The organism is Denitrificimonas caeni, assembly GCF_905120345.1.
GTDB lineage: Bacteria > Pseudomonadota > Gammaproteobacteria > Pseudomonadales > Pseudomonadaceae > Denitrificimonas > Denitrificimonas caeni_A.
Window position 1 is genome coordinate 228,189 of record NZ_CAJHOA010000003.1, and the last position, 20,504, is coordinate 248,692.

22 protein-coding genes and 2 tRNA genes are annotated in these 20,504 nt (G+C 47.2%); 11 read left to right on the forward strand and 13 right to left on the reverse strand.

The window, feature by feature from the left end; genetic code table 11:
• Positions 1-233: 233 nt before the first annotated feature.
• The 5 genes from JYJ62_RS07210 to JYJ62_RS07230 all read left to right on the forward strand — a co-directional run bounded on the left by JYJ62_RS07210 (position 234) and on the right by JYJ62_RS07230 (position 7,094).
• Positions 234-1,700, forward strand: coding sequence for an N-6 DNA methylase (locus tag JYJ62_RS07210; protein ID WP_205341532.1), 1,467 nt, complete (start codon positions 234-236; stop codon positions 1,698-1,700).
• Positions 1,700-2,860 (forward strand): restriction endonuclease subunit S, encoded by a 1,161-nt coding sequence (locus JYJ62_RS07215; RefSeq protein WP_232365747.1) that lies wholly within the window; start codon positions 1,700-1,702, stop codon positions 2,858-2,860. The genes JYJ62_RS07210 and JYJ62_RS07215 overlap by 1 nt, the downstream gene beginning before the upstream one ends.
• Positions 2,860-4,011: a Fic family protein gene (locus tag JYJ62_RS07220; RefSeq protein WP_232365737.1), complete on the forward strand. Its 1,152-nt coding sequence runs from the start codon at positions 2,860-2,862 to the stop codon at positions 4,009-4,011. Before JYJ62_RS07215 ends, JYJ62_RS07220 begins: the two co-directional genes overlap by 1 nt.
• Before the next feature lie 160 nt (positions 4,012-4,171).
• A complete protein-coding gene (hsdR, locus tag JYJ62_RS07225; RefSeq protein WP_420042826.1) occupies positions 4,172-6,682 on the forward strand; it encodes an EcoAI/FtnUII family type I restriction enzme subunit R in 2,511 nt (836 codons plus the stop codon).
• A gap of 40 nt (positions 6,683-6,722) precedes the next feature.
• On the forward strand, positions 6,723-7,094 hold the full coding sequence (locus JYJ62_RS07230) for a hypothetical protein (protein WP_205341535.1): 372 nt from the start codon (positions 6,723-6,725) through the stop codon (positions 7,092-7,094).
• Positions 7,095-7,165: 71 nt separating this feature from the next.
• On the opposite strand, the gene JYJ62_RS07235 is transcribed toward JYJ62_RS07230, so the two are convergent.
• The 6 genes from JYJ62_RS07235 to queD form a co-directional block, all read right to left on the reverse strand.
• The gene (locus JYJ62_RS07235; protein ID WP_205341536.1) at positions 7,166-7,567 is read right to left on the reverse strand and encodes a hypothetical protein; all 402 of its coding nucleotides are present in this window, start codon (positions 7,565-7,567) and stop codon (positions 7,166-7,168) included.
• A 451-nt stretch (positions 7,568-8,018) separates the two neighbouring features.
• Positions 8,019-8,095: transfer RNA gene (locus JYJ62_RS07240), tRNA-Pro, on the reverse strand.
• Between the two features lie 102 nt (positions 8,096-8,197).
• Entirely contained in the window at positions 8,198-8,545 is a 348-nt protein-coding gene (locus JYJ62_RS07245; protein ID WP_205341537.1) for a YdbL family protein, read from the reverse strand.
• 10 nt (positions 8,546-8,555) lie between these two features.
• Positions 8,556-8,747: a YnbE family lipoprotein gene (locus JYJ62_RS07250; protein WP_205341538.1), complete on the reverse strand. Its 192-nt coding sequence runs from the start codon at positions 8,745-8,747 to the stop codon at positions 8,556-8,558.
• A gap of 14 nt (positions 8,748-8,761) precedes the next feature.
• On the reverse strand, positions 8,762-10,900 hold the full coding sequence (locus JYJ62_RS07255; protein ID WP_205341539.1) for an intermembrane phospholipid transport protein YdbH family protein: 2,139 nt from the start codon (positions 10,898-10,900) through the stop codon (positions 8,762-8,764).
• Entirely contained in the window at positions 10,860-11,216 is a 357-nt protein-coding gene (gene queD, locus JYJ62_RS07260) for a 6-carboxytetrahydropterin synthase QueD (RefSeq protein ID WP_205341540.1), read from the reverse strand. The genes JYJ62_RS07255 and queD overlap by 41 nt, the downstream gene beginning before the upstream one ends.
• 192 nt (positions 11,217-11,408) lie before the next feature.
• Between queD and JYJ62_RS07265 the strand changes: the two genes are divergently transcribed.
• The 4 genes from JYJ62_RS07265 to JYJ62_RS07280 are packed head-to-tail and all read left to right on the forward strand — an operon-like array spanning position 11,409 to position 14,021.
• Entirely contained in the window at positions 11,409-11,717 is a 309-nt protein-coding gene (locus JYJ62_RS07265; protein WP_205341541.1) for a PepSY domain-containing protein, read from the forward strand.
• Complete coding sequence (locus JYJ62_RS07270; protein WP_205341542.1) at positions 11,717-12,028, forward strand: PepSY domain-containing protein; 312 nt, start codon at positions 11,717-11,719, stop codon at positions 12,026-12,028. Before JYJ62_RS07265 ends, JYJ62_RS07270 begins: the two co-directional genes overlap by 1 nt.
• Positions 12,028-12,702, forward strand: coding sequence for a response regulator transcription factor (locus tag JYJ62_RS07275; protein ID WP_205341543.1), 675 nt, complete (start codon positions 12,028-12,030; stop codon positions 12,700-12,702). The genes JYJ62_RS07270 and JYJ62_RS07275 overlap by 1 nt, the downstream gene beginning before the upstream one ends.
• A gap of 38 nt (positions 12,703-12,740) precedes the next feature.
• Positions 12,741-14,021, forward strand: coding sequence for an ATP-binding protein (locus JYJ62_RS07280; protein ID WP_205341713.1), 1,281 nt, complete (start codon positions 12,741-12,743; stop codon positions 14,019-14,021).
• Positions 14,022-14,046: 25 nt separating this feature from the next.
• On the opposite strand, the gene JYJ62_RS07285 is transcribed toward JYJ62_RS07280, so the two are convergent.
• Entirely contained in the window at positions 14,047-14,808 is a 762-nt protein-coding gene (locus tag JYJ62_RS07285; RefSeq protein WP_205341544.1) for a sulfite exporter TauE/SafE family protein, read from the reverse strand.
• A gap of 211 nt (positions 14,809-15,019) precedes the next feature.
• A complete protein-coding gene (locus tag JYJ62_RS07290) occupies positions 15,020-15,586 on the reverse strand; it encodes a Tll0287-like domain-containing protein (RefSeq protein WP_205341545.1) in 567 nt (188 codons plus the stop codon).
• A 102-nt stretch (positions 15,587-15,688) separates the two neighbouring features.
• On the opposite strand from JYJ62_RS07290, the gene JYJ62_RS07295 reads away from it, so the two are divergent.
• Positions 15,689-16,297 carry a tRNA-uridine aminocarboxypropyltransferase gene (locus JYJ62_RS07295; protein WP_205341546.1) on the forward strand — a complete coding sequence of 203 codons (609 nt, stop codon included), beginning with the start codon at positions 15,689-15,691 and terminating at the stop codon, positions 16,295-16,297.
• A gap of 102 nt (positions 16,298-16,399) precedes the next feature.
• A complete protein-coding gene (locus JYJ62_RS07300) occupies positions 16,400-16,807 on the forward strand; it encodes an acyl-CoA thioesterase (protein ID WP_205341547.1) in 408 nt (135 codons plus the stop codon).
• A 66-nt stretch (positions 16,808-16,873) separates the two neighbouring features.
• Here JYJ62_RS07300 and ychF read toward each other — a convergent pair whose 3' ends face one another.
• The 5 genes from ychF to JYJ62_RS07325 form a co-directional block, all read right to left on the reverse strand.
• A complete protein-coding gene (gene ychF, locus JYJ62_RS07305) occupies positions 16,874-17,974 on the reverse strand; it encodes a redox-regulated ATPase YchF (RefSeq protein ID WP_205341548.1) in 1,101 nt (366 codons plus the stop codon).
• A gap of 27 nt (positions 17,975-18,001) precedes the next feature.
• Positions 18,002-18,586, reverse strand: a complete 585-nt coding sequence (gene pth, locus JYJ62_RS07310; protein ID WP_205341549.1) for an aminoacyl-tRNA hydrolase — start codon at positions 18,584-18,586, stop codon at positions 18,002-18,004.
• Between the two features lie 39 nt (positions 18,587-18,625).
• On the reverse strand, positions 18,626-19,273 hold the full coding sequence (locus tag JYJ62_RS07315; RefSeq protein ID WP_205341550.1) for a 50S ribosomal protein L25/general stress protein Ctc: 648 nt from the start codon (positions 19,271-19,273) through the stop codon (positions 18,626-18,628).
• A 104-nt stretch (positions 19,274-19,377) separates the two neighbouring features.
• A complete protein-coding gene (locus JYJ62_RS07320) occupies positions 19,378-20,319 on the reverse strand; it encodes a ribose-phosphate pyrophosphokinase (RefSeq protein ID WP_205341551.1) in 942 nt (313 codons plus the stop codon).
• A gap of 87 nt (positions 20,320-20,406) precedes the next feature.
• Positions 20,407-20,481 (reverse strand) — tRNA-Gln (locus JYJ62_RS07325).
• Positions 20,482-20,504: the final 23 nt, after the last annotated feature.

A 20,504-nucleotide genomic window follows, 5' to 3' on the forward strand; every position in this document is an offset into this window, starting at 1 on the left:
AGTTGTTAGTAATCTTTTGTTATAGTTATGTGATTTCAGCGCCAGCTACACTCCTTGTATTACTGCATGCCGTATTAACTGTTACTCCAACGAGCACGATTAGATGCTTGGTTTAGCGTAAGGGGTTAAACGGTTACAGAGAGCAAAGCCTATATCTTCGGCTGAGCTAGAAATACAAGCTGCGCTGGCGCTTATGCCTCTCACAGCAACACTTCAGGGATTACCACACCAGTATGTTTGAACAAACTTTTAAAAATATCGACGATATCTTTCACAAAGATGCTGGCTGTTCCAGTGAGCTGGATTACGCAGAGCAAAGCTCTTGGTTGTTGTTCCTTAAATATCTGGATGACTTGGAATACGAGAAATCTCTTGAAGCAGAGCTGATGGATGAGCCCTATCAGCATATTATTGATAAGGACTTTCGTTGGAGTGCTTGGGCTGCGCCAAAAGATGCCAATGGCAAGCCAGACCATAATAATGCGCTCACTGGTGATGATCTGATCGACTTTGTTGATTTTAAACTGTTTCCGTACCTTAAATCTTTTAAGCAAAAGGCTGATCGCCCAGACACCATCGAATACAAGATCGGGCAGATATTCAGTGAGCTGAGAAACAAAATTCAAAGCGGTTATTCCCTGCGTGATGCGCTAGATAGAATTGATGAACTGCGTTTTCGCTCGCAAGAAGAAAAGCACGAGCTGTCGCATCTGTATGAAACCCGCATTAAAAACATGGGCAACGCCGGGCGTAACGGTGGTGAGTACTACACGCCGCGTCCATTGATTCGCGCCATGATTGATGTACTTCAGCCAAAGATTGGCGAGACCGTCTATGACGGGGCAGCAGGGTCGGCAGGCTTTTTATGTGAAGCCTATGATTACTTGCGCCAAGGTGGTCGTGAGCAAAAGCAGCTCTCTTCTAGCGACTTAAAAACCCTGCAAGAAAAGACTTTCTTCGCCAAAGAGAAGAAGTCACTGGCCTATGTGATTGCCATTATGAATATGATTCTGCATGGCATTGAAGCGCCCAATGTGATGCACACCAACACCCTCGCGGAAAGCCTGCAAGATATTACTCCAAGCAATCAGCACGATATTATTCTGGCTAACCCACCCTTTGGCGGTAAAGAGCGCAAAGAAGTACAGCAGAATTTCCCGATTAAAACCGGTGAAACGGCCTTCTTGTTTATGCAGCACTTTATGAAGATGCTGAAACCCGGTGGCCGCGCAGCGATTGTGATTAAGAACACCTTTTTAAGTAATACCGATAATGCGTCAGTGGCGCTGCGTAAAGAGCTGCTGGAGAACTTTAATCTGCACACCGTTTTAGATTGCCCAGCCAAAACTTTTTTAGGTGCTGGGGTTAAAACTGTGGTGTTGTTCTTCACCAAAGGCGAACCCACGCAAAAAGTTTGGTACTACCAGCTTGATCCTGGCCGCAGCCTTGGCAAAACCAACCCGCTGAATGACAAAGACTTGGCCGAGTTTGTTGAGTTGAAAAAGACCTTTGCCGAGTCTGAAAAATCGTGGTCGATTAATGTGACCGATATCGACCCAAGCACTTGGGATTTATCGGTTAAGAATGCCAATGCACCGGAAGCTGCAGCCCTACGCGAACCTGAAGAAATAATTGCTGAGATCATCGCGCTAGATACAGAAAGTGCCGCGATTTTGGAAAGTATTCAGGAGTTGTTGTGATGGAGTGGCCAACCGTTAAGCTAGGCGATGTATGCAAAATTGAAAAAGAACAGTTTCGAGAAGGTAATCTACCTTATGTTGGGCTTGAAGATATTGAGGGATTTACTGGGCGTTTTTTAGGAGGATTAGACCCTAGGGCTGTAGCAAGCTCTACGTTTAAGTTTTCTAGCAGCCATGTTCTTTATGGGCGCTTGCGACCTTATTTAAATAAAGTGCTGGTGCCAAACTTTGAGGGGCACTGCTCATCCGAGATATTCCCATTAAAACCAACAAGTCAGTTGAATAGAAGTTACCTGTATTATTGGCTTTCAAGTGACCGGATTGTAAGCGCCATTAATGAAACCTGCACTGGCGCAAGAATGCCTAGAGCTAATGTAAATACAATCTTAACCTTTGAAATCCCACTGCCGCCTCTTCCTGAACAAAAACGCCTTGTCGCCATCCTTGATGAAGTCTTTGCCGATATCGAACAAGTCCGCGCCAAAACCGAACAAAACCTTAAAAACGCCCGCGAGCTTTTTGAAAGCTACTTGCAGCAAGTGTTTAGCCAGCGAGGGGAAGGGTGGAAAGAAACGGTACTGGGGGCATTGGGTAAGGTATCTATGTGTAAAAGGATACTAAAAAAGCAAACTGCCGTTTCAGGTGATATCCCATTCTATAAAATTGGAACTTTTGGACGAACAGCAAATGCTTTTATTGGTAATGATATATATCAGGAATATAAAGAAAAATATTCTTTTCCAAAGAAAGGAGATATTTTGATTTCAGCGGCAGGCACTATTGGAAGGCGAGTTATTTATGACGGGCAACCTGCTTATTTCCAAGACTCAAATATCGTTTGGATTGATAATGATGAAAAAATGATATTAAACAATTATTTGTATCAGTTTTATGGTGTCTGTGATTGGAATCCATCTAAAGGAGCAACTATATCTAGGCTCTATAATGATGATTTAAGAAAAATTAAAATTTCTTTTCCGAGCATATCCGAACAAAAAGAGTTAGTTGTTAGGATGGTGGCTCTTAGTGAGAAAATTAAAACAACTCAAATAAACTACCAGAAAAAGTTAGAAAAGTTAGACGAACTCAAAAAATCCATCCTGCAAAAAGCCTTTTCCGGTGAGCTCACCCAAAAGAACAACCAAGGAGCGGTCGCTTGATGATGCGCCAAGAGCCAATAAAATTCGAAGCGTTCAGTGCTGGCGAATGGATTCAACAGTATCAATACAAAAGCTTTGCACCAACACTGATCAATCGCGAATGGCTCTGGCAAGATCCGGTCATTAATACGCTGCTGGAAAAAGCTTCGCGCGCGCTAGCTGAGCTAGATGCCTTTACTTTGATCGTGCCGGATGTGGATTTGTTTATTCAGATGCACATCACTAAAGAGGCCAACACTTCCTCGCGTATTGAAGGCACGCAAACGCAGATGGATGAAGCCGTAATGGAAGCCGCCCAGCTTGCGCCAGAAAAGCGCGATGACTGGACTGAAGTGCGCAATTACGTGCAAGCCATCAACGATGCCATTGCCGAGCTGGAAACACTGCCGCTATCCAATCGACTGCTCAAACACACCCATGCAATCTTGATGCAGGGTGTGCGAGGTGAGAACAAAACTCCCGGTGAGTTTCGTACCAGTCAGAACTGGATTGGTGGCAGTGGTTTAAACGATGCAGCTTTTGTCCCACCGCATCAGGATTTAGTGCTCGATTTAATGAGCGATTTAGAACAGTTCTGGCATAACGAAAACATCAATGTGCCGCAGTTGATTCGTATCGCCCTCAGCCATTATCAGTTTGAAACCATCCATCCGTTTTTAGATGGTAATGGCCGTATTGGTCGCCTGCTGATTACGCTGTATCTGGTCGATAAAGGCTTGCTGAGAAAACCATCGCTGTATTTATCTGACTTTTTTGAACGCAATCGCAGTAGCTACTACGACGCCTTGACCCGTGTGCGCGAATCGAATGACCTCATCCACTGGGTAAAGTTTTTCTTGTCTGCAGTGATTGAAACGGCTAGTAAGGGTAAAGAAACCTTCCAAAGTATTTTGCGGCTACGCCAAGAAATGGATACGTTAGTGCTTGGCATGGGGCGGCGCGCTGAAAATGCACAACAGTTGCTGAGTCAGTTGTATAAGCGTCCCTCTACCACGGTGCACGATGTTTCTGAGTTGCTAGGCATAAGCTCTACAGCGGCAACAAACTTAATCAAACAGCTGCAGAGCGATGGCGTACTGCGTGAGATAACAGGCTATCAGCGTAACCGTGTGTATTTGTTCGAGCGTTATATCACGCTATTCGGTACATAAGCTTGGGTATGGTTTTTCTTATCCCGCTTTAACCACCCTAAAGTTGGATATGGTTTTTCTTATTCCACTTTAGCCTTCTTAAAGTTGGATATGATTATTTATATGTAAGACGCAGCGGGTTTTCTTACACAAGGATTTTTAAAGGACTAATTAAATGGCTATGAACGAAGCCGATACGCGCGCGAACTTAATTGACCCCAAACTGATTGCTGCAGGCTGGGGGCAAATTGAGCACAGCTTTATTCGTCGTGAAGTGAACATCACTCAAGGCCGAATTATCGGCGGCGGTAAGCGCAGCAGTCCGGTTATTAGCGATTATGTGTTGGAGTACAAAGGCCATAAGCTGGCTGCCGTTGAAGCTAAAAAAGAAAGCCTCAGCTACACCGAAGGCGTGCGCCAAGCGAAGGATTACGCCAGTCGCTTACAGTGCCGTATCGGTTATGCAACCAATGGCCATCTGATTTACCAAGTGGATATGCTGAGTGGTAAAGAAGAACTGGTTGATCAGTTCCTGAGCCCAGAAGCCTTGTGGCAGCTCACGTTTGCTGAGCTAGATGCCCAAGTACCTGATTACGCTGCAGTATGGCGCGAGCGATTTGCTAAGATTCCGTTTGAAGTCAAAGGTGACTGGCAGCCGCGTTATTATCAAGAAAATGCGATTCGCAACACCCTTGAGGCCATTGCGCAGGGTAAGCAACGCATCTTGCTCACTTTGGCCACGGGCACTGGTAAAACCTGTATTGCCTTTCAGACCGCTTGGAAGTTATTTAATAGCCGTTGGAGTTTGAACGCACAGAAAGACCCCGATGCAGCGCAAAAACGCCCGCGTATTTTATTTCTTGCTGACCGCAATATCTTAGCCAATCAAGCCTTTAATGATTTCAGCGCCTTTGGCGAAGATGCGCTGGTGCGTATTGATCCCAGCGAAATTAAAAAGAAAGGTACAGTACCGAAAAACGCCAGCGTGTTTTTTACCATCTTCCAAACCTTTATGAGTGGCGGGCAAAACGAAGCGGGTGAAGATACACCGTACTTTGGTGACTACCCACAAGACTTTTTCGATCTGATTATTATTGATGAGTGTCACCGCGGTGGAGCCAATGATGAAAGTTCGTGGCGCGATATTCTTGATTACTTTGCACCTGCGGTACAGCTGGGTTTAACCGCTACGCCTAAGCGTACTGGCAACACGGATACCTATAATTATTTCGGTGAGCCGGTGTACAGCTACACCCTCAAAGAAGGGATTAACGATGGGTTTTTAACGCCGTTTAAATTGATACCCATTGTTGGCACCATGGATGAGTACGTTTATACGCCAGGCGATGGCGAAGTCATTAAGGGCGATCCAGAGCCAGGTCGAGTGTATAAAGAGGGCGACTTTAACCGGGTTATTACCATCCCAGCGCGTGAAGAAAAGCGTGTGCGTTATTGGATGGATATGTTTAATCCTAAAGAGAAAACCCTCGTCTTTTGCGCCACGCAAGAACATGCAGGCATGGTGCGTGATTATGTTAACCAGTACGCCGTTGAAAAGGGTTGGACGAGCAACAGCAACTACTGTGTGCGTGTTACCGCCAATGATGGTGCAGCCGGTGATAATGATCTCAAGACCTTTCAGGACAACGAGAAAACCATTCCGACGATACTGACCACATCACGCAAGCTGTCTACAGGTGTCGATGCGCGTAACGTACGCAATATCGTCTTAATGCGTCCGTGCAACAATATGATCGAGTTCAAGCAGATCATTGGCCGTGGCACGCGCATGTATGACGGTAAGGATTACTTCACCGTCTATGACTTTGTAAAAGCCCATTACAATTTTGCTGATCCAGAGTGGGACGGTGATCCGTTAGAGCCAGAAACCTGTAAGACGTGTAATAACAAACCTTGTAGCTGCCTTAAAGAGCCTTGTGAACAGTGCGGATTTCACCCATGCAATTGCCCTAAGCTTTGCGTTGTATGCAGTGCCGAGCCTTGTGAGTGCGAAGAGGGGGCTTGCCAAGTCTGTGGTGAGTCACCTTGTTTATGCAAACAAGACGCTTGTGCAGACTGTGGTATGCAGTCGTGTGAGTGCGCGCGTGCAGAAAAAATCATTATTAAATTAAGTGACGGAAAAACCAGACAGATCAAACATATCTCGTCGGCCATGTATTGGAGCCCTGACGGTAAGCCGATTACTGCGAAAGAGTTTATTGAACGGATGTTTGGTGACTTGCCGCAGTTCTTTACCGATGAATATCAGCTGCGTGCAATATGGAGCGATCCAACCACACGCGAAAAGCTGCTGGAAGACTTATCAGAAGCAGGCTATGACGATGAGAAGCTGGACAGCATGAAAGAGCTGATTGATGCCAGAGATAGCGATGTGTATGACGTGCTGGCGTATGTCGCTTATACGGCTGAAACCCGTACCCGCAGCGAGCGTGCGCAGCGTGCTAAGCCGCTTATTAAGAAAGCCTTTGCCAACTATAAACAACATGAGTTTGTGGACTTTATTCTAGATAAGTACGTTGCCGATGGCGTAAACGAGTTGGCTGCTAAAAAAATGCGCAGTCTGATTGAGCTGAAATACAACACCATCAGTGATGCTGCAAGCGAGCTCGGTTCAACGGCTGTTATTCGTGAAACCTTTATTGGTTTTCAGCAGTATTTGTATAGTGAGTAGGTTGTAAGCCTTTTTAATAACTAGGGATTTGGAATTGATCATGGCAGAAATAATGACTAAGGCTGAAATACATGACTTCGGTATTGAGGTGGTGGTTGGTTATCTGCAGGGTGAGGGGTATGAGATCGTAGGGGGTAACGCCGACTTATCTATGAACCCTCAAATCGTTGCAAAGAAAGAAGGGCAGCTACAGTTTATAGTTGTTCGGACTGACTGCTATCCCGCAAAGGGCATCCTAGATGCTTCAAGCAAGGCACTATGTATTAAGCATGCTTTAGGGGCTGATGCAGTTTGCTATTTTGCTAGCGTGGGTATTGCTAATGCGTCAGGTGCAGATGATGCTGAAATGTCTCTGCCGGTAAAAGGCGCTGGCTTCCATATCTCATTTAGTGGTTTAGAGCGTTTTAGCTGATGCCAGTCTCAATGAAATAGTGCACTGAAGCAAATCCCGGAAGATGGGTAAGGTTGGTAGCGGCTGCATTATCATAATGATGTGCGCTTTGCAATTTCACCGACAAGCTTCGTGCGAACATTACTCTCCCAGTCACGTACCCATAACTCTACGTATGCCTTGGTGTCTTCTACGCTCATTAGTGGATCAAAATCGTTAATTGAAAAGGCTATCATATTAATATTTAGCTCCACTGCCTCGATAAAACTCCCGCTTAGTATTGTGTACCAGTCAAGCTCCCATGAATGATCAACAAAATAATTATAGACTGAGTCAGACTCTATGTAAGGTCTGAATTCAAAGGGGTCATTGCTTTCCAGCAAGTACTCAGCGGCTGCGTTGATTACCAGACGAGTGAACTCATTCGTATCCTTGGAGGCCCAGTCTGTTATTCCGAGATCATTAAGTAGTTGAAGGCTTTCACTTAGCTTCATTGGGCATCCTCAACATGGTGTGCAGTAGGGTCTATGGGGAAAAACTGGAAGGCAATAAAAAAGGGTTGCCAGAGTAGCCTGCTTGCGTCGAGACAAAGGGTTATGTCGGCTGCATGGGGTTCAGGAGTTAGCGCTAGTGATGTTGAGCGTATTTGGTTAGAGCACAAAAAGCTAGCAGTAGCTTTAAGAGCGAGAGCATCGATACAAGTCACCAACTGTGATGACGCTGGATGCTGGAATAATCATAGATACAGTCGTGTTGCAGGAACTGCTTATATTCGCCAAGACAGTCGAGAGTATCACGACATTAGCGGCGGGTAGATGGATGGTGAAAGCTGTCTAGCAGGATTCTCTGTATAGCCCAGTGTCTAGTCTAGAAAAAAACAAACACTTGGTATTAAAAAAGGCTTACGCCGGTCTGACGTAAGCCTTTGGTTTTACTAGGGTAATTTGGTCGGGACGGAAAGATTCGAACTTTCGACCCCTAGCACCCCATGCTAGTGCGCTACCAGGCTGCGCTACGCCCCGACGGTGTTTTCATGCTGTGGCTGAAAACGAAGCAAACTATACCCTAAGCGTTTGAATTCTGGAAGGTTATTGGCGAAAATTGTTTATCAATAGTGTTATTGATTACTTTTTAAGCCATTTTCCGTTCAATTGGATATATTGACCAGGCTGCGTTTTCTCCAGCGCTTTCTTACCGGCCATGGTTTCGACGTCAGACAGCTGAATGTTGTTGTCCTTTGCTAAGCGTTGGTATTCCGCACGGCGGGCATCATTAATCAGGCGAGCAACTTCAGCGGCGTTACCTTGTGCTTGTACCACGCCTAAGTAGCCATTGGGCTGTTCACCGAGTAACCCTGCTGCTTTGGCTGGGCTGAGATTACTCATGGCGTCGTTTAGATCCATGGCGAACACTGCTGTACTAAGGAGGCTGCTGGCCAATAACAAAGGCATTAAAAATTTACGAAAAGTCATACTGTGCTCCTTAGAATAAGCCACTGGATTCATCGAAAAGACTATCAAGTTCTTTATCAACCTTGATATAGATTTGGTGCTCAATCTTTACGTTGAGATTAATATTGATCGGTTCATTGGGCATGGCTAATTGCACGGTTGGGGTGCAAGCAGTGCTAAATAAAGCGAGTACAAAAACACTTAAAAATAGGCTTGTTCGCATAGATGCCTCCTAAATTAACGTTTTTCGAGGCGCTCTCGAACACGTTTTTGAATAATCTCGCTGACTTGACCGCTCAGCTGAATGCTAGCCAGTAAGGCGGGAATGTCTTCTTCTAAATTAATGTTTAAATGAATGGGACGTCCTTTTTCAACACCTGGATTTTGCCCCTCTAAACGAACATTGAGTAACAGCTTACCGGATTGATCATAACTTAATCCGCTACTTAACAGACTGAAGTGGAAATCTTCCAAAGCGTCAGCCACTAAACGCATCGCCGGGTTACTTTGTCCTAGAGCGTGAATCTTCTCCGATTGAAACTGTAGAACACCGGGTTGTCGCGCCTTTAATTGGCCCGCTTCGATGTAGAACTCGCCGCTCGCAAAGTGAATCGGTAGCTGACCATCGATGGTAGCGTTACCGGCCAAGCCTTCTGCAGGATAGACCTTGAGCAGCTCTTGCAGTTCCAAGCCTTGCACCTGTAGCGGTAAGGTTTGCGGCTGTTGCAGGTCAAATTTTTGCGTCTCGAGCCAAACGCTACCATTGAGTAGATTGGCTTGCACTCTTTGCCAGTCGGCTACGCCTTCTAAAAGATTATCGAGCTTAGCTTGGTAATGCGCATTTTTAATCTGAATCTGCCCTAAAAGAATGCCTGGATTAAGCTGCTCAATCGTTAAGTTAGGGATGCCAAGCTTAAGTGTCTGCCCAGAGAGTTGGCCGCTGAATTGAAACTCAAGATTTTTCATTTCGCTACGATTGACAATGCCGCTCAGTCCACTGGCGCTGCCATTGATCGAGACTTTGAGTGGGCCAGTATTAGGTACGGTGAAATCGATTTGACTGCGCAAACGGCCGCTATTAAAAGAAATCAGTTCAGGCCAATCTTTCAAGGTTGTTTGTAGAGGGTTACCGGCTTTAAAGAACACTTCTTTTAGCGTAGCGCTGCCTTGTATCGAGTGCTCTAGTAGACGAATCTTGCTGGCCAGACTCAGCCCCTGTTGGCCGGTTAGATCGCCGGTTAATTCGAGTTGCGGTAATTGACCGCTCAGTGTGCCGTTGAAATCCCAGTCTTGTGTGTGCAGTTGCTCTGCGCTGAGTTGTTCGATATGCGCTTTGAGTGGGCTGTGCACTTGTAGCTGTTCCGGTGCACTGCTACGACCTTGTATCGTCGAGCCTGCGAGCTGCACTGTTACTTTTTGTGCCTGAACGATATCAGGCAATTGTAGCTTATGGATCTCTAGACTCGATTGCTTGTTGAGGCTAACGGTGAATTTTTCAGCATCGGCATGCGCGGTAAAGTAAGCGCGTACCTGCAGTTGTTTAGCACGTACGGCAGGCAGCGTTAATGCATCGAGCTGGATAAAAAGTTGTGCATTTTTTAGCGTCCCTTGCCATTCGGGTATTTGCTGTAGATCCAAAATACCGTTGAGTTGAAAACGCATGGGGCCTTCGCTGTGTAGATCAACTGTCAGTCGTTGCTGGCCGTTAGCTGTATCTTGATGGTCTGGGTGGGTGGTGATTTGCGCGCTGAGTTGTGTTGGCTGGAACTCAGTAGGGATGCTGTCTAGCCAAGCGCCTTGCGGATCTTTTAAGGTGAGCTGGCTGTGAATAAATGTAGGCTGCCAGAGCAAGCCTTGGGCGCTGGCTTGTAGATTGAGCGCGCCTTGTAAGTGGCCAAGTCCAGGTAGGTTGGCGTCAATGTTTTGCAGTTCAATATGCTGTGGTAACCATTTGAGTAACGCTTCAGGCATGGCCTGGTTAGCGCTATCGGTAGCTGTTTGAGCACCGCTTAAAGGCCAGTACAGCTGTAAACGTGATGCTTGTAAGCGCTGAATTGGGAAGGTTTGCCAAGCCCAGTTAAGGCGCAGATTGTCGATTTGCAGTTGATAGGGCGGTCCATCATCGCTGGGAAGCGTCAGTTGCAGTTGGGAGACACTAAAGCCATTGCGCTGCCACTCTGGGTTGTGCCAATCAAAATCAATGCCTTGTTGTTGCAATAACCAAGGTAGTGCGTGCGGTAGAGCGAGCACTGCGGCAATCAGTAGTAAAACAATGAGCAAGCCAACACGCAGTACACGCCCAAGCCATGATGGTTTGGGCGTGGTGGTTGGCGGCTTACTGACCGCTGTACTCACAGCCACTGGTGCAGGTTTCATGGATACGTACCCGTGATAGTTCGGGAATAAGCGGTTTCATTTGCTGCCAAATCCAGACCGCCATGTTTTCACTGGTGGGGTTTTCTAAGCCGGGAATATCATTCAGATAGTTGTGATCCAAACGTTCATAGGTCGGCTTAAATAACGCTTTGATTTCACTAAAGTCGCGAATCCAGCCGGTGTGGGGATCAACTTTGCCTTGCAGGTACAGCGCTACACGAAATGAGTGACCATGCAGACGGCCACATTTGTGTCCTTCAGGGACATGCGGTAAGCGGTGCGCTGATTCGAAAGTAAACTCTTTAAATATTTCCACTGGGGTGTCCGCAATAATCAATTTTGATGAGTTCAGTTTAGCAGGTCTGCCTCGCTACAGGGCGTACGCTGGTTTGATTTCATTGCTCACTGACGACTGTTTTTTAAGTTTCAGTTAAGTTGCCCTCTGTAGCTTATGCAGTGTAGACACAAAATAACTTTGTGTTGAACTACTTCGAAAGAGTAAATAATCATGAAAAAATTAACCGCTTTATGTGTATCAGCTGCTCTAATGATGGGTGTCGGTCTAGCTCAGGCTAAAGATGTTAGCCCTGCGAAAATCCTTGAGCTGAGCACCTCAGGAGCAATTTTATCTTTTGAAAAGCTCGATCAGGTAGCATTGGCACAATATCCTAATGCAAGCATACTAGAGACAGATCTTGAAGAGAGTTATGGACGCTACATCTATCAAGTTGATTTGCGTGATGAGAAAGGTCAGAAGTGGGAAGTTGAGATGGATGCAACAACTGCAGAAATTCTTAAAAACCAACAGGATGACTGATGCTTAAAAGTTCCCGATCTGCTTATTTGCTTGCACTCTGGCTGGCTTGCGCCGGTCAGGTTGTGGCGCATGATTTAAGCCATGATGAAGCATTACGACTGCATAAAAAAGGCCAGATTCTATCCTCGCAAACATTTATTGAGCGCGCTTTAGAGCGTCATCCTAAAGCGCGTTTATTGGAGTTGGAATTGGAAAAGAAACGCGGTCGCTATATTTATGAGGTTGAATTGCTTACTGTGCAGGGACAGGTTAGAGAACTCAAATTTGATGCCAGTACTGGTGAGTTGTTAAAAGACGAAGAGGACGATTAATGCGTCTATTATTGGTTGAGGACAACGTGGCTTTGGCTGATGAGCTGTGCGCAGGACTGCAGCGGTTAGGCTATGTCGTGGATTGGCTCACTGATGGTCGTGATGCTGCGTATCAAGGTGCGGTGGAACCGTATGATTTAATTATTTTAGATTTAGGTTTGCCCGGATTGCCAGGGCTTGAGGTGCTGGCACGATGGCGAGCTGCAGCAATCAGTACGCCTGTATTGATTTTAACCGCCCGCAGCGCATGGAGTGAACGTATTGATGGCTTAAAAGCCGGTGCTGATGACTATCTTACCAAGCCTTTCCACCACGAAGAATTGTATTTACGAGTGCAGGCTTTGTTACGACGCAGTCATGGTTTTTCCAACCAGAACCAGTTAAGTGCTGAAGGACTGCATTTGGATGAAGCTCGACAAATGGTACACAGCCGAGGTGAGACGATAGAGTTGACCGGTGCTGAGTTTCGCTTGCTACGTTATTTTATGTTGCACCCTGGGCAGGTGTTGTCGAAAAGCCATTTGGCTGAACATTTGTACGATGGTGAAACTGAGCGTGACTCCAATGTGTTAGAAGTTCACGTCAATCATTTACGCCGTAAATTAGGTAAGGCCGTGATTGAGACACGTCGCGGTCAAGGTTACCGCTTTGCTGGTTGTGAGGCGCAACTGTGAGGCATTCGATTCAACGGCAGCTAACGTTCAGTTTGGCCATGCTGTTAATTGTGATGGGATTATTACTCTCTCAAGCGGGCTTATGGGTTGTTGACCGAGGTTTACGTCAATACACGCAGGATAATTTACAGACTCAAGCGGAAAGTTTATTAGCGGCGCTGGTCAAGGGCCCGCAAGGTCTTGAGTTAAATAGCCGTCATCATGATGCGGTATTTTTAAAGCCCTTTTCTGGGCAGTATTTTATTATTGAGTTTAACCAACAGCGCTGGCGTTCACGCTCCTTGTGGGATTTTGAGCTGCCAGATGTTGAGCATTTAGGCTTTTCTGAGCAACTTAGGCCAGGGCCGGAACAGCAGCAATTGTTAATTTATCAGGGCGATTATCGACGCTATAAAACTGATATTAAAGTGACTGTGGCGCATGATTACAGTCCCGTTTTAGTCAGTTTTAAACAGGCACAAATTATTGGTGCGGGCTTAGGCTTGTTAGCGTTACTGCTGACCTTGTTATTGCAGCGATTACTGGTTCGCCGTGCTCTAAAACCGCTGGAGCAGACGCGAGTACAAATTGAACAATTACAGCAAGGACAGCGCAGTCAGTTGGAGCAAGAGACCCCGATTGAGTTGCAACCTTTAGTGCAGCAGGTCAATCGTTTACTCGCACATACTGAAGAAACGTTGCAGCGCTCGCGAAAAGGCTTGGGTAACTTGGGGCATGCCTTAAAAACACCTTTAGCGGTGTTAGTGAGTCTGTTGCAGCGTGAAGAATTACAACGCCAGCCTGAGTTGTTGGCGATCATGCAAGAGCAGCTTGAACATATTGCACAACGGATTGCCCGTGAGTTAACGCGTGCGCGTTTGTCCGGTGAAGCCCTGCCGGGTGCATTCTTTGATTGTGCTGAGGAGCTGCCGAGTTTATTTCAATTGATGAATCACGTGCATGGTGATGTGCTGACTTTAGATTGGCATGCCACGCCAGAGTTGCGCTTACCGTGGGAGCGTGACGATATTCTGGAGATGTTAGGTAATCTGCTGGATAACGCCTGTAAATGGGCTGACAGCAGGGTAGAGCTGAGCATTGAAAAACGTGGAGAGGCCTATTGTGTCTGGGTTGATGATGATGGTCCAGGTATTGAGGAGAGTCAGCGCGAACAGGTGCAACGGCGCGGCTCGCGTTTGGATGAGCAGAGCGTCGGACATGGTTTAGGCTTGGGTATTGTTCGCGATATCGTCGAGACACTACACGGCACTTTGCAGCTACTTGATAGCCCTTTGGGTGGCTTACGCGTTGAAATCTGCTTACAGTCAAGTGTTAAATAGGCGCTAGTGTATGCTTAAAGCCTTGTTACACCGCCGCCGTGAAGAGTTTTTGTGCTGCTAGCGATAAGCTGACTGAAAGCAGCATAATCGCAAAAATACGCTGTAGCATCGGGCCACCGAGACGAGTGGCTAATTTATTACCCAGCAAGACGCCGCAGGCGCCACCCATCGTTAAGCCTGCCAATAGTTGCAGTGGTGGTTGCGCAGCACCAAGGTACATTAAGAAGCCAGCGCCGGACACTAGAGCAATCACTGCCATTGAGGTGGCTGTTGCAGCGAGCATTGAGAGAGGGCTGAACCAGAGCAGCGCTGGCACAATTAAAAACCCACCACCGACACCCATCAGTCCAGACAGCACGCCGACCCATAAACCAATAAAGACCAGCATGCCTCGATTCATTGGTTTTTTCTCTGACTCTTCTGGCAGACTCGCGTTGCTCCACATGCGCCATGCTGACCACAGGACCAGCACACAAAAGCCTAATACCAACCAAAACTCACTGATTAACTGACCAAGCTGTTGGCCTATCCAGCTGCCAGGTAAGCCGCTGGTTGTCAGTAAAACTACGGGTGTTAAGTGCACATCACCTGCTCGCCAACGGCCTATGGCACCAATGAGTGCGGATAAGCCCACAGCACCCAAGCTCACGCCTATTGCATCGCGTAAGGGCAAGTGCAGGCTGAGCAATAAAGGCAAAGCCACCAGCGAGCCACCCGCACCGGTTAAGCCTAAGAGGGTGCCGAGTAATAAACCAATGCCGAGGGCTTCGTAAATGAGGTTGTCCAAAGGGGATTGTCCGTACTCAAGGTGGGTAGGTGTTCAGTGTACGGTGTTCAGCGAGCTGGGTAAAAAGATCTATAGCAATTTTATGTCTGTTGCACTGCTGGGTACATCTAACGACAAAAGACCAACGGCTCAAATTGCATTAATAGCAGAGAAGGTTGACTGCGAGTGTCTCGAAAAATTCTCCCTTCAGTGGGTGAAGGGAGAATGCGCATTACTGTTTTTCGCCAAGGTAGCGTAAGGTGAAAGCACCACGGATATCACCGACCGAGTAACCACGCGCTTGATCATTGGGATACTTAGCATCTAACGCCGCAGCAATTTCAGGTTTAATACCGTTACCATGACAACCTAGGCAGCCCTCTTGCAGTGGAATAGCTTTCATTAGGCGAAACTGGCCATCTACGGTTTCGGCGTAACTCATAGTCTTAGCGTCTTCACCCTTGGCCGCCCGCTCAGCAAACTGTTCAAGCACGCCACGTTCCCAATCATCAGGAATATTAGCGTCGCTGCGAGTTTTTAGTGATGTCCGACCGATCTTCCATTGGTCAGTACTGTGCTGGTCAGCGATTTTTGGTGCTAAATCTTGGCAGGCATCAATAGCAGCGCTTGGGCCGCCATCTTCTTTAGCTTTTTGCACGGTATCCATCAGTTGTTGAGCAAAGGGTGGAATTAATGCAGCAGCTTCTTGTTTAAGAGCGTCGGATTGAGTTGCAGCACTGACACTGTGCGATAGAATTGCGGTGCAGAATAGGGCGCATAAGGTGGGTAGTGAGCGCATGGCGAACTCCTAATATAGATACGTTGTCGATATAATGTTTATACACTTTACACTGAAATTTTGAGGTTGTACTTATCATTTATCATCCTAGATGTCGCAGCTATGACGCTTGAACGCACGGGGCGACAACGCTGTCAGCGTTGCACAAGGCCGCTTGCTCACTGTTTATGCAGCTTGATCCCTCATTTACCCAGCCAGACGCGGATATTGTTGGTACAACATCCTGATGAAGTAAAGCATGCTTTAAATACGGCACGCTTTGTTAGCTTGGGTTTACAAAATGCAGAACTGATTATTGCCGAAACAATTGCTGATCTTCAGCAGTATCTCCAACAGCCTGGTTATCGGGCCTGTGTATTGTTTCCCGGCGAGGAGGCGCAAGAGCTGACCGCCTATCAAGCTAATCAACTGCCTTTGTTGTTGGTGGTGCCTGATGGCACCTGGCGTAAAGCGCGGAAGATTTTGTACTGCAATCCATTGCTGGCGGAGTTACCTCGGGTGACCTTGCCCGCTGGGCTGCGCAGTCGCTACCGTTTGCGTAAAGCGCTCAGTGCTGAGGCCTTGGCGACAGTGGAGGCGGTCAGTTGTGCATTGAGCATCCTTGAGCCTGATGCTGACTTTAGTGCGCTCTTGCGACCTTTTGAAGCACTGATTGAGGGGCAAATTGAGGCGATGGGGGCTGAGGTGTATCAGCGTAATCATGTAGACTGAAAATGATAAGCGAGCATGTGCCCCTGAGCTTTTCAGTATCAGCCAGCACGGCTGCGTTAGTCTATCCTGCGCTGTTTGCGCCTCTGCTGAGGATCATAGTCGATGAATTTTCATACTCGAAAATGGATTAAACCGGAAGACTTAAATCCCAATGGCACCTTATTTGGTGGCAGTTTATTGCGCTGGGTGGATGAAGAAGCGGCGATTTATGCCATTGTGCAATTGGATAATCAACATGTGGTAACTAAACGTATTTCTGAAGTGAATTTTGTTAGCTCGGCCAAGCAAGGCGATATCATTGAGTTGGGCATTACCGCGACTGAGTTTGGTCGCGCCTCTATTACCTTGCGCTGTGTGGTACGCAATAAAATCACCCATAAGGAGATACTGCGGATTGAGCGTATGGTGTTTGCCAATATTGGGCCTAATGGTAAGCCTGCTGCGCACGGTAAGACGGCAATCACGTACGGCTATGAGCGCATGAATCAGCAGCAGGTTAAAGTAGGCTAGAGTTGGATGGGGATTGATTATTTACGCAGCAAGAGCGCATGCGTAAATAATCAGATGACGCGAGAATTATACGTTGAATCTAAAATGCATCACATCACCGTCTTTGACGATGTATTCCTTGCCTTCTAAGCGCCATTTGCCTGCTTCTTTGGCGCCGGCTTCACCCTTATATTGGATGAAATCGTTGTAAGCGATCACTTCTGCGCGGATAAAGCCTTTTTCAAAGTCAGTGTGGATCGCTGCAGCAGCACGTGGTGCAGTTGCGCCAACTTTGGTGGTCCATGCGCGAACTTCTTTGACGCCGGCGGTGAAGTAGGTTTGCAGTTCTAGCAGTTCATAGCCTGCACGAATCACGCGGTTTAAACCTGGCTCTTCAAGACCCAGTGCTTCGAGGAACATATCTTTTTCTTCGCCGTCATCGAGCTCAGCAATTTCCGCTTCGATTTTGTTACACACTGGTACCACTGGCGCGCCTTCTTCTTCGGCAATCGCGCGGACGATATCCAGTAGAGGGTTGTCTTCAAAACCATCTTCAGCAACGTTAGCGATATACATGACCGGCTTAATGGTCAATAAGTGAAAGCTACGCACATGTTGTTTTTCATCTTCGCTCCAGCCTTTTAGCAGTGAGCGTGCTGGTTTGCCTTCGGTGAAATGGCTAATTAGTTGCTCAAGCAAAGCTTTTTGCGCAACCGCATCTTTATCACCACCTTTGGCGTTACGTGTGACGCGTTGCAGTTGTTTTTCGCAGCTATCAAGGTCAGCAAAAATCAGTTCAAGATCGATGATTTCAATGTCACGTTTAGGATCTACAGAGTTAGATACGTGAATAACGTTCTCATCTTCAAAGCAACGTACGACGTGAGCAATCGCATCGGTTTCACGAATATTGGCTAGAAACTTATTGCCTAAGCCTTCGCCTTTGGAAGCGCCAGCAACCAAACCTGCGATGTCCACAAACTCCATAGTCGTGGGCCAAACGCGTTCAGGTTGCACAATTTCAGCCAGCGGGCCTAAACGAGGATCGGGCACAGGCACGATGCCAGTGTTTGGCTCAATGGTGCAGAATGGAAAGTTTTCGGCAGCAATCCCAGATTTAGTTAAGGCATTAAATAGAGTCGATTTGCCAACGTTGGGTAAACCCACGATACCGCAGTTAAATCCCATGATGAGAGTCCCTCGGGAGAAAAAGAGTCAAGCCTTTTGGCTGTGTAGCTGCTGCATTGCGCGGGAGAAATTACCGTCAAGAAGGTCAGGCAGTACGCCAAGGGCGAATTCGATGCTGGTGTTGGTTAGTTCTTGCTCGCTGCGTGGTGCTCGGCTTAATACATAGTTAGACACTTGGCTGCTGTGTCCAGGATGGCCAATGCCAATACGCAAACGATGAAAATTCTTTTGATTGGCGAGGCTGGCAATAATATCGCGTAAGCCATTATGCCCACCGTGTCCGCCGCCCAGTTTGAGTTTGCATACACCTGGTGGCATATCCAACTCATCATGTGCGACCAAAATCTCTTCGGGTTGAATACGGAAGAAATTGGCCAGTGCAGCAACGGCTTGACCACTACGATTCATGTAGGTGGTCGGAATCAATAAGCGAATATCACGGCCTTGATGGTTTAGTTTTCCGGTTAAACCAGAATACTTCTTATCAAAGCTGAGGTTGACACCATACTTTTCAGCAAGGCGCTCAACAAAAAAAGCCCCCGCGTTATGCCGGGTCTGGTCGTATTCTGGGCCTGGATTACCTAAGCCGACGATCAGTTGCACAGCATTCACTACGGGAGCTCCTTGTCTTACAGGTTAAGCTGCGAGAAATTACTTCTCTTCTGCTGCACCTTCAGCGGCTGCATCTGCAGGCTGATCTTGATCTTCATCTTCTTCAACGTTTACGCGAGCAGCGTGAACGCTTGCAACGGCAATGTTGTTGTCGTGCGCTAGAGCGGTGAACTCAACACCTTTAGGTGCAACGAGGTCTGCTAAGTGAACGATTTCACCAACGTTAACGTTGAGCATGTCAACTTCGATAGCGTCAGGTAGGTCTTGTGGTAAGCAGCTGACTTCAAGCTCAGTTGTCAGACGGAAGATATCACCACCGCCAGTTTTAGCACCAACACAGGTTTCTTCGTTCAGCAATAGAACTGGAATCATAGCTGTTAGTTTTTGACCGGCAACAACACGAATAAAGTCAACGTGCATTACAAAGCTTTTTGCTGGGTGACGCTGCATTGCTTTGATCAAAACGTTTTCTTTTTTACCGTCGATATTCAGCGCAAGAATGCTGCTGTAAGCGGCGTCGTTCAGTAACAGTTTAGCTACTTCACGTGTTGCTAGGCTGACTGATGCAGGTGCTTGTTCGCCACCGTAAATAACAGCAGGGATCAAGTCCGCGTTACGACGTAGGCGGCGGCTCGCACCTTTCCCTAAATCGTTACGCGCTTGGGCGTTAAGTGTAAATTCGCTCATGTGTATCTCTCCAAAAAAACAACAACGCCCGTCAACTTGCGACCAGTGACGAGCGGGGTTGTTGAAGCCTAAATATAGTTAGGCGGTTGTTGATTGCACAATGTTCAACGGAACATCGCGCTAATCGATTCTTCATTGCTAATACGGCGTACAGCTTCAGCAACCACTGGGGCAATGTCGAGTTGACGAATGCGCGAGCAGGCTTGAGCAGCAGCAGATAGCGGAATAGTGTTAGTCACCACAATCTCATCAAGCAGTGAGTTTTCGATATTCTCGATTGCTCGGCCGGATAAAATAGGGTGTGTGCAATAGGCTAATACTTGTGATGCGCCACGCTCTTTTAAAGCTTTAGCAGCAGTACATAAAGTACCGGCTGTATCAACCATATCGTCAACGAGAATACAGGTACGGCCTTCAACATCACCGATAATATGCATCACTTCTGATTGGTTTGCTTTAGGACGACGCTTGTCAATAATAGCAAGGTCAACGCCTAGAGATTTAGCCACAGCACGGGCGCGAACAACACCACCAATATCCGGTGAGACAATCATCAGGTTCTCAAAGCGCTGAGTGTGGATATCATCCACTAACACTGGGGAACCGTAGATATTATCAACAGGGATATCGAAGAAACCTTGGATTTGGTCAGCGTGCAGGTCAACCGTAAGTACGCGGTCAACACCAACACCAGAGAGCATATCAGCAACCACTTTCGCGCTGATCGCAACACGTGCTGAACGCGGTCGACGGTCTTGGCGAGCATAGCCGAAATAAGGAATCACAGCAGTGATGCGCGACGCTGAAGAGCGACGGAATGCATCAATCATAACAATGAGTTCCATGAGGTTGTCATTGGTCGGTGCGCAGGTTGGCTGAATTAAGAATACATCCTTGCCGCGTACGTTCTCATTGATTTCCGCACTGACTTCACCGTCAGAGAATTTGCCGATCGAAGCATCACCCAGTGGAATATATAATTGGGCTGCTACTCGTCGAGCGAGGTCGGGGTTTGCGTTCCCCGTAAAGATCATCATCTTGGACACGCGCAGTACCTGTTACTGAGGGTGGGCCTGACGAAAAAAACCTTCGTAACTTCGCGATCAACGCGAAACCACGAAGGTTTCGTAATGTGGCAGGGGCGGCTGGATTCGAACCAACGCATGGCAGGATCAAAACCTGCTGCCTTACCGCTTGGCGACGCCCCTGTAGAGTTGTACATTTTAATAAT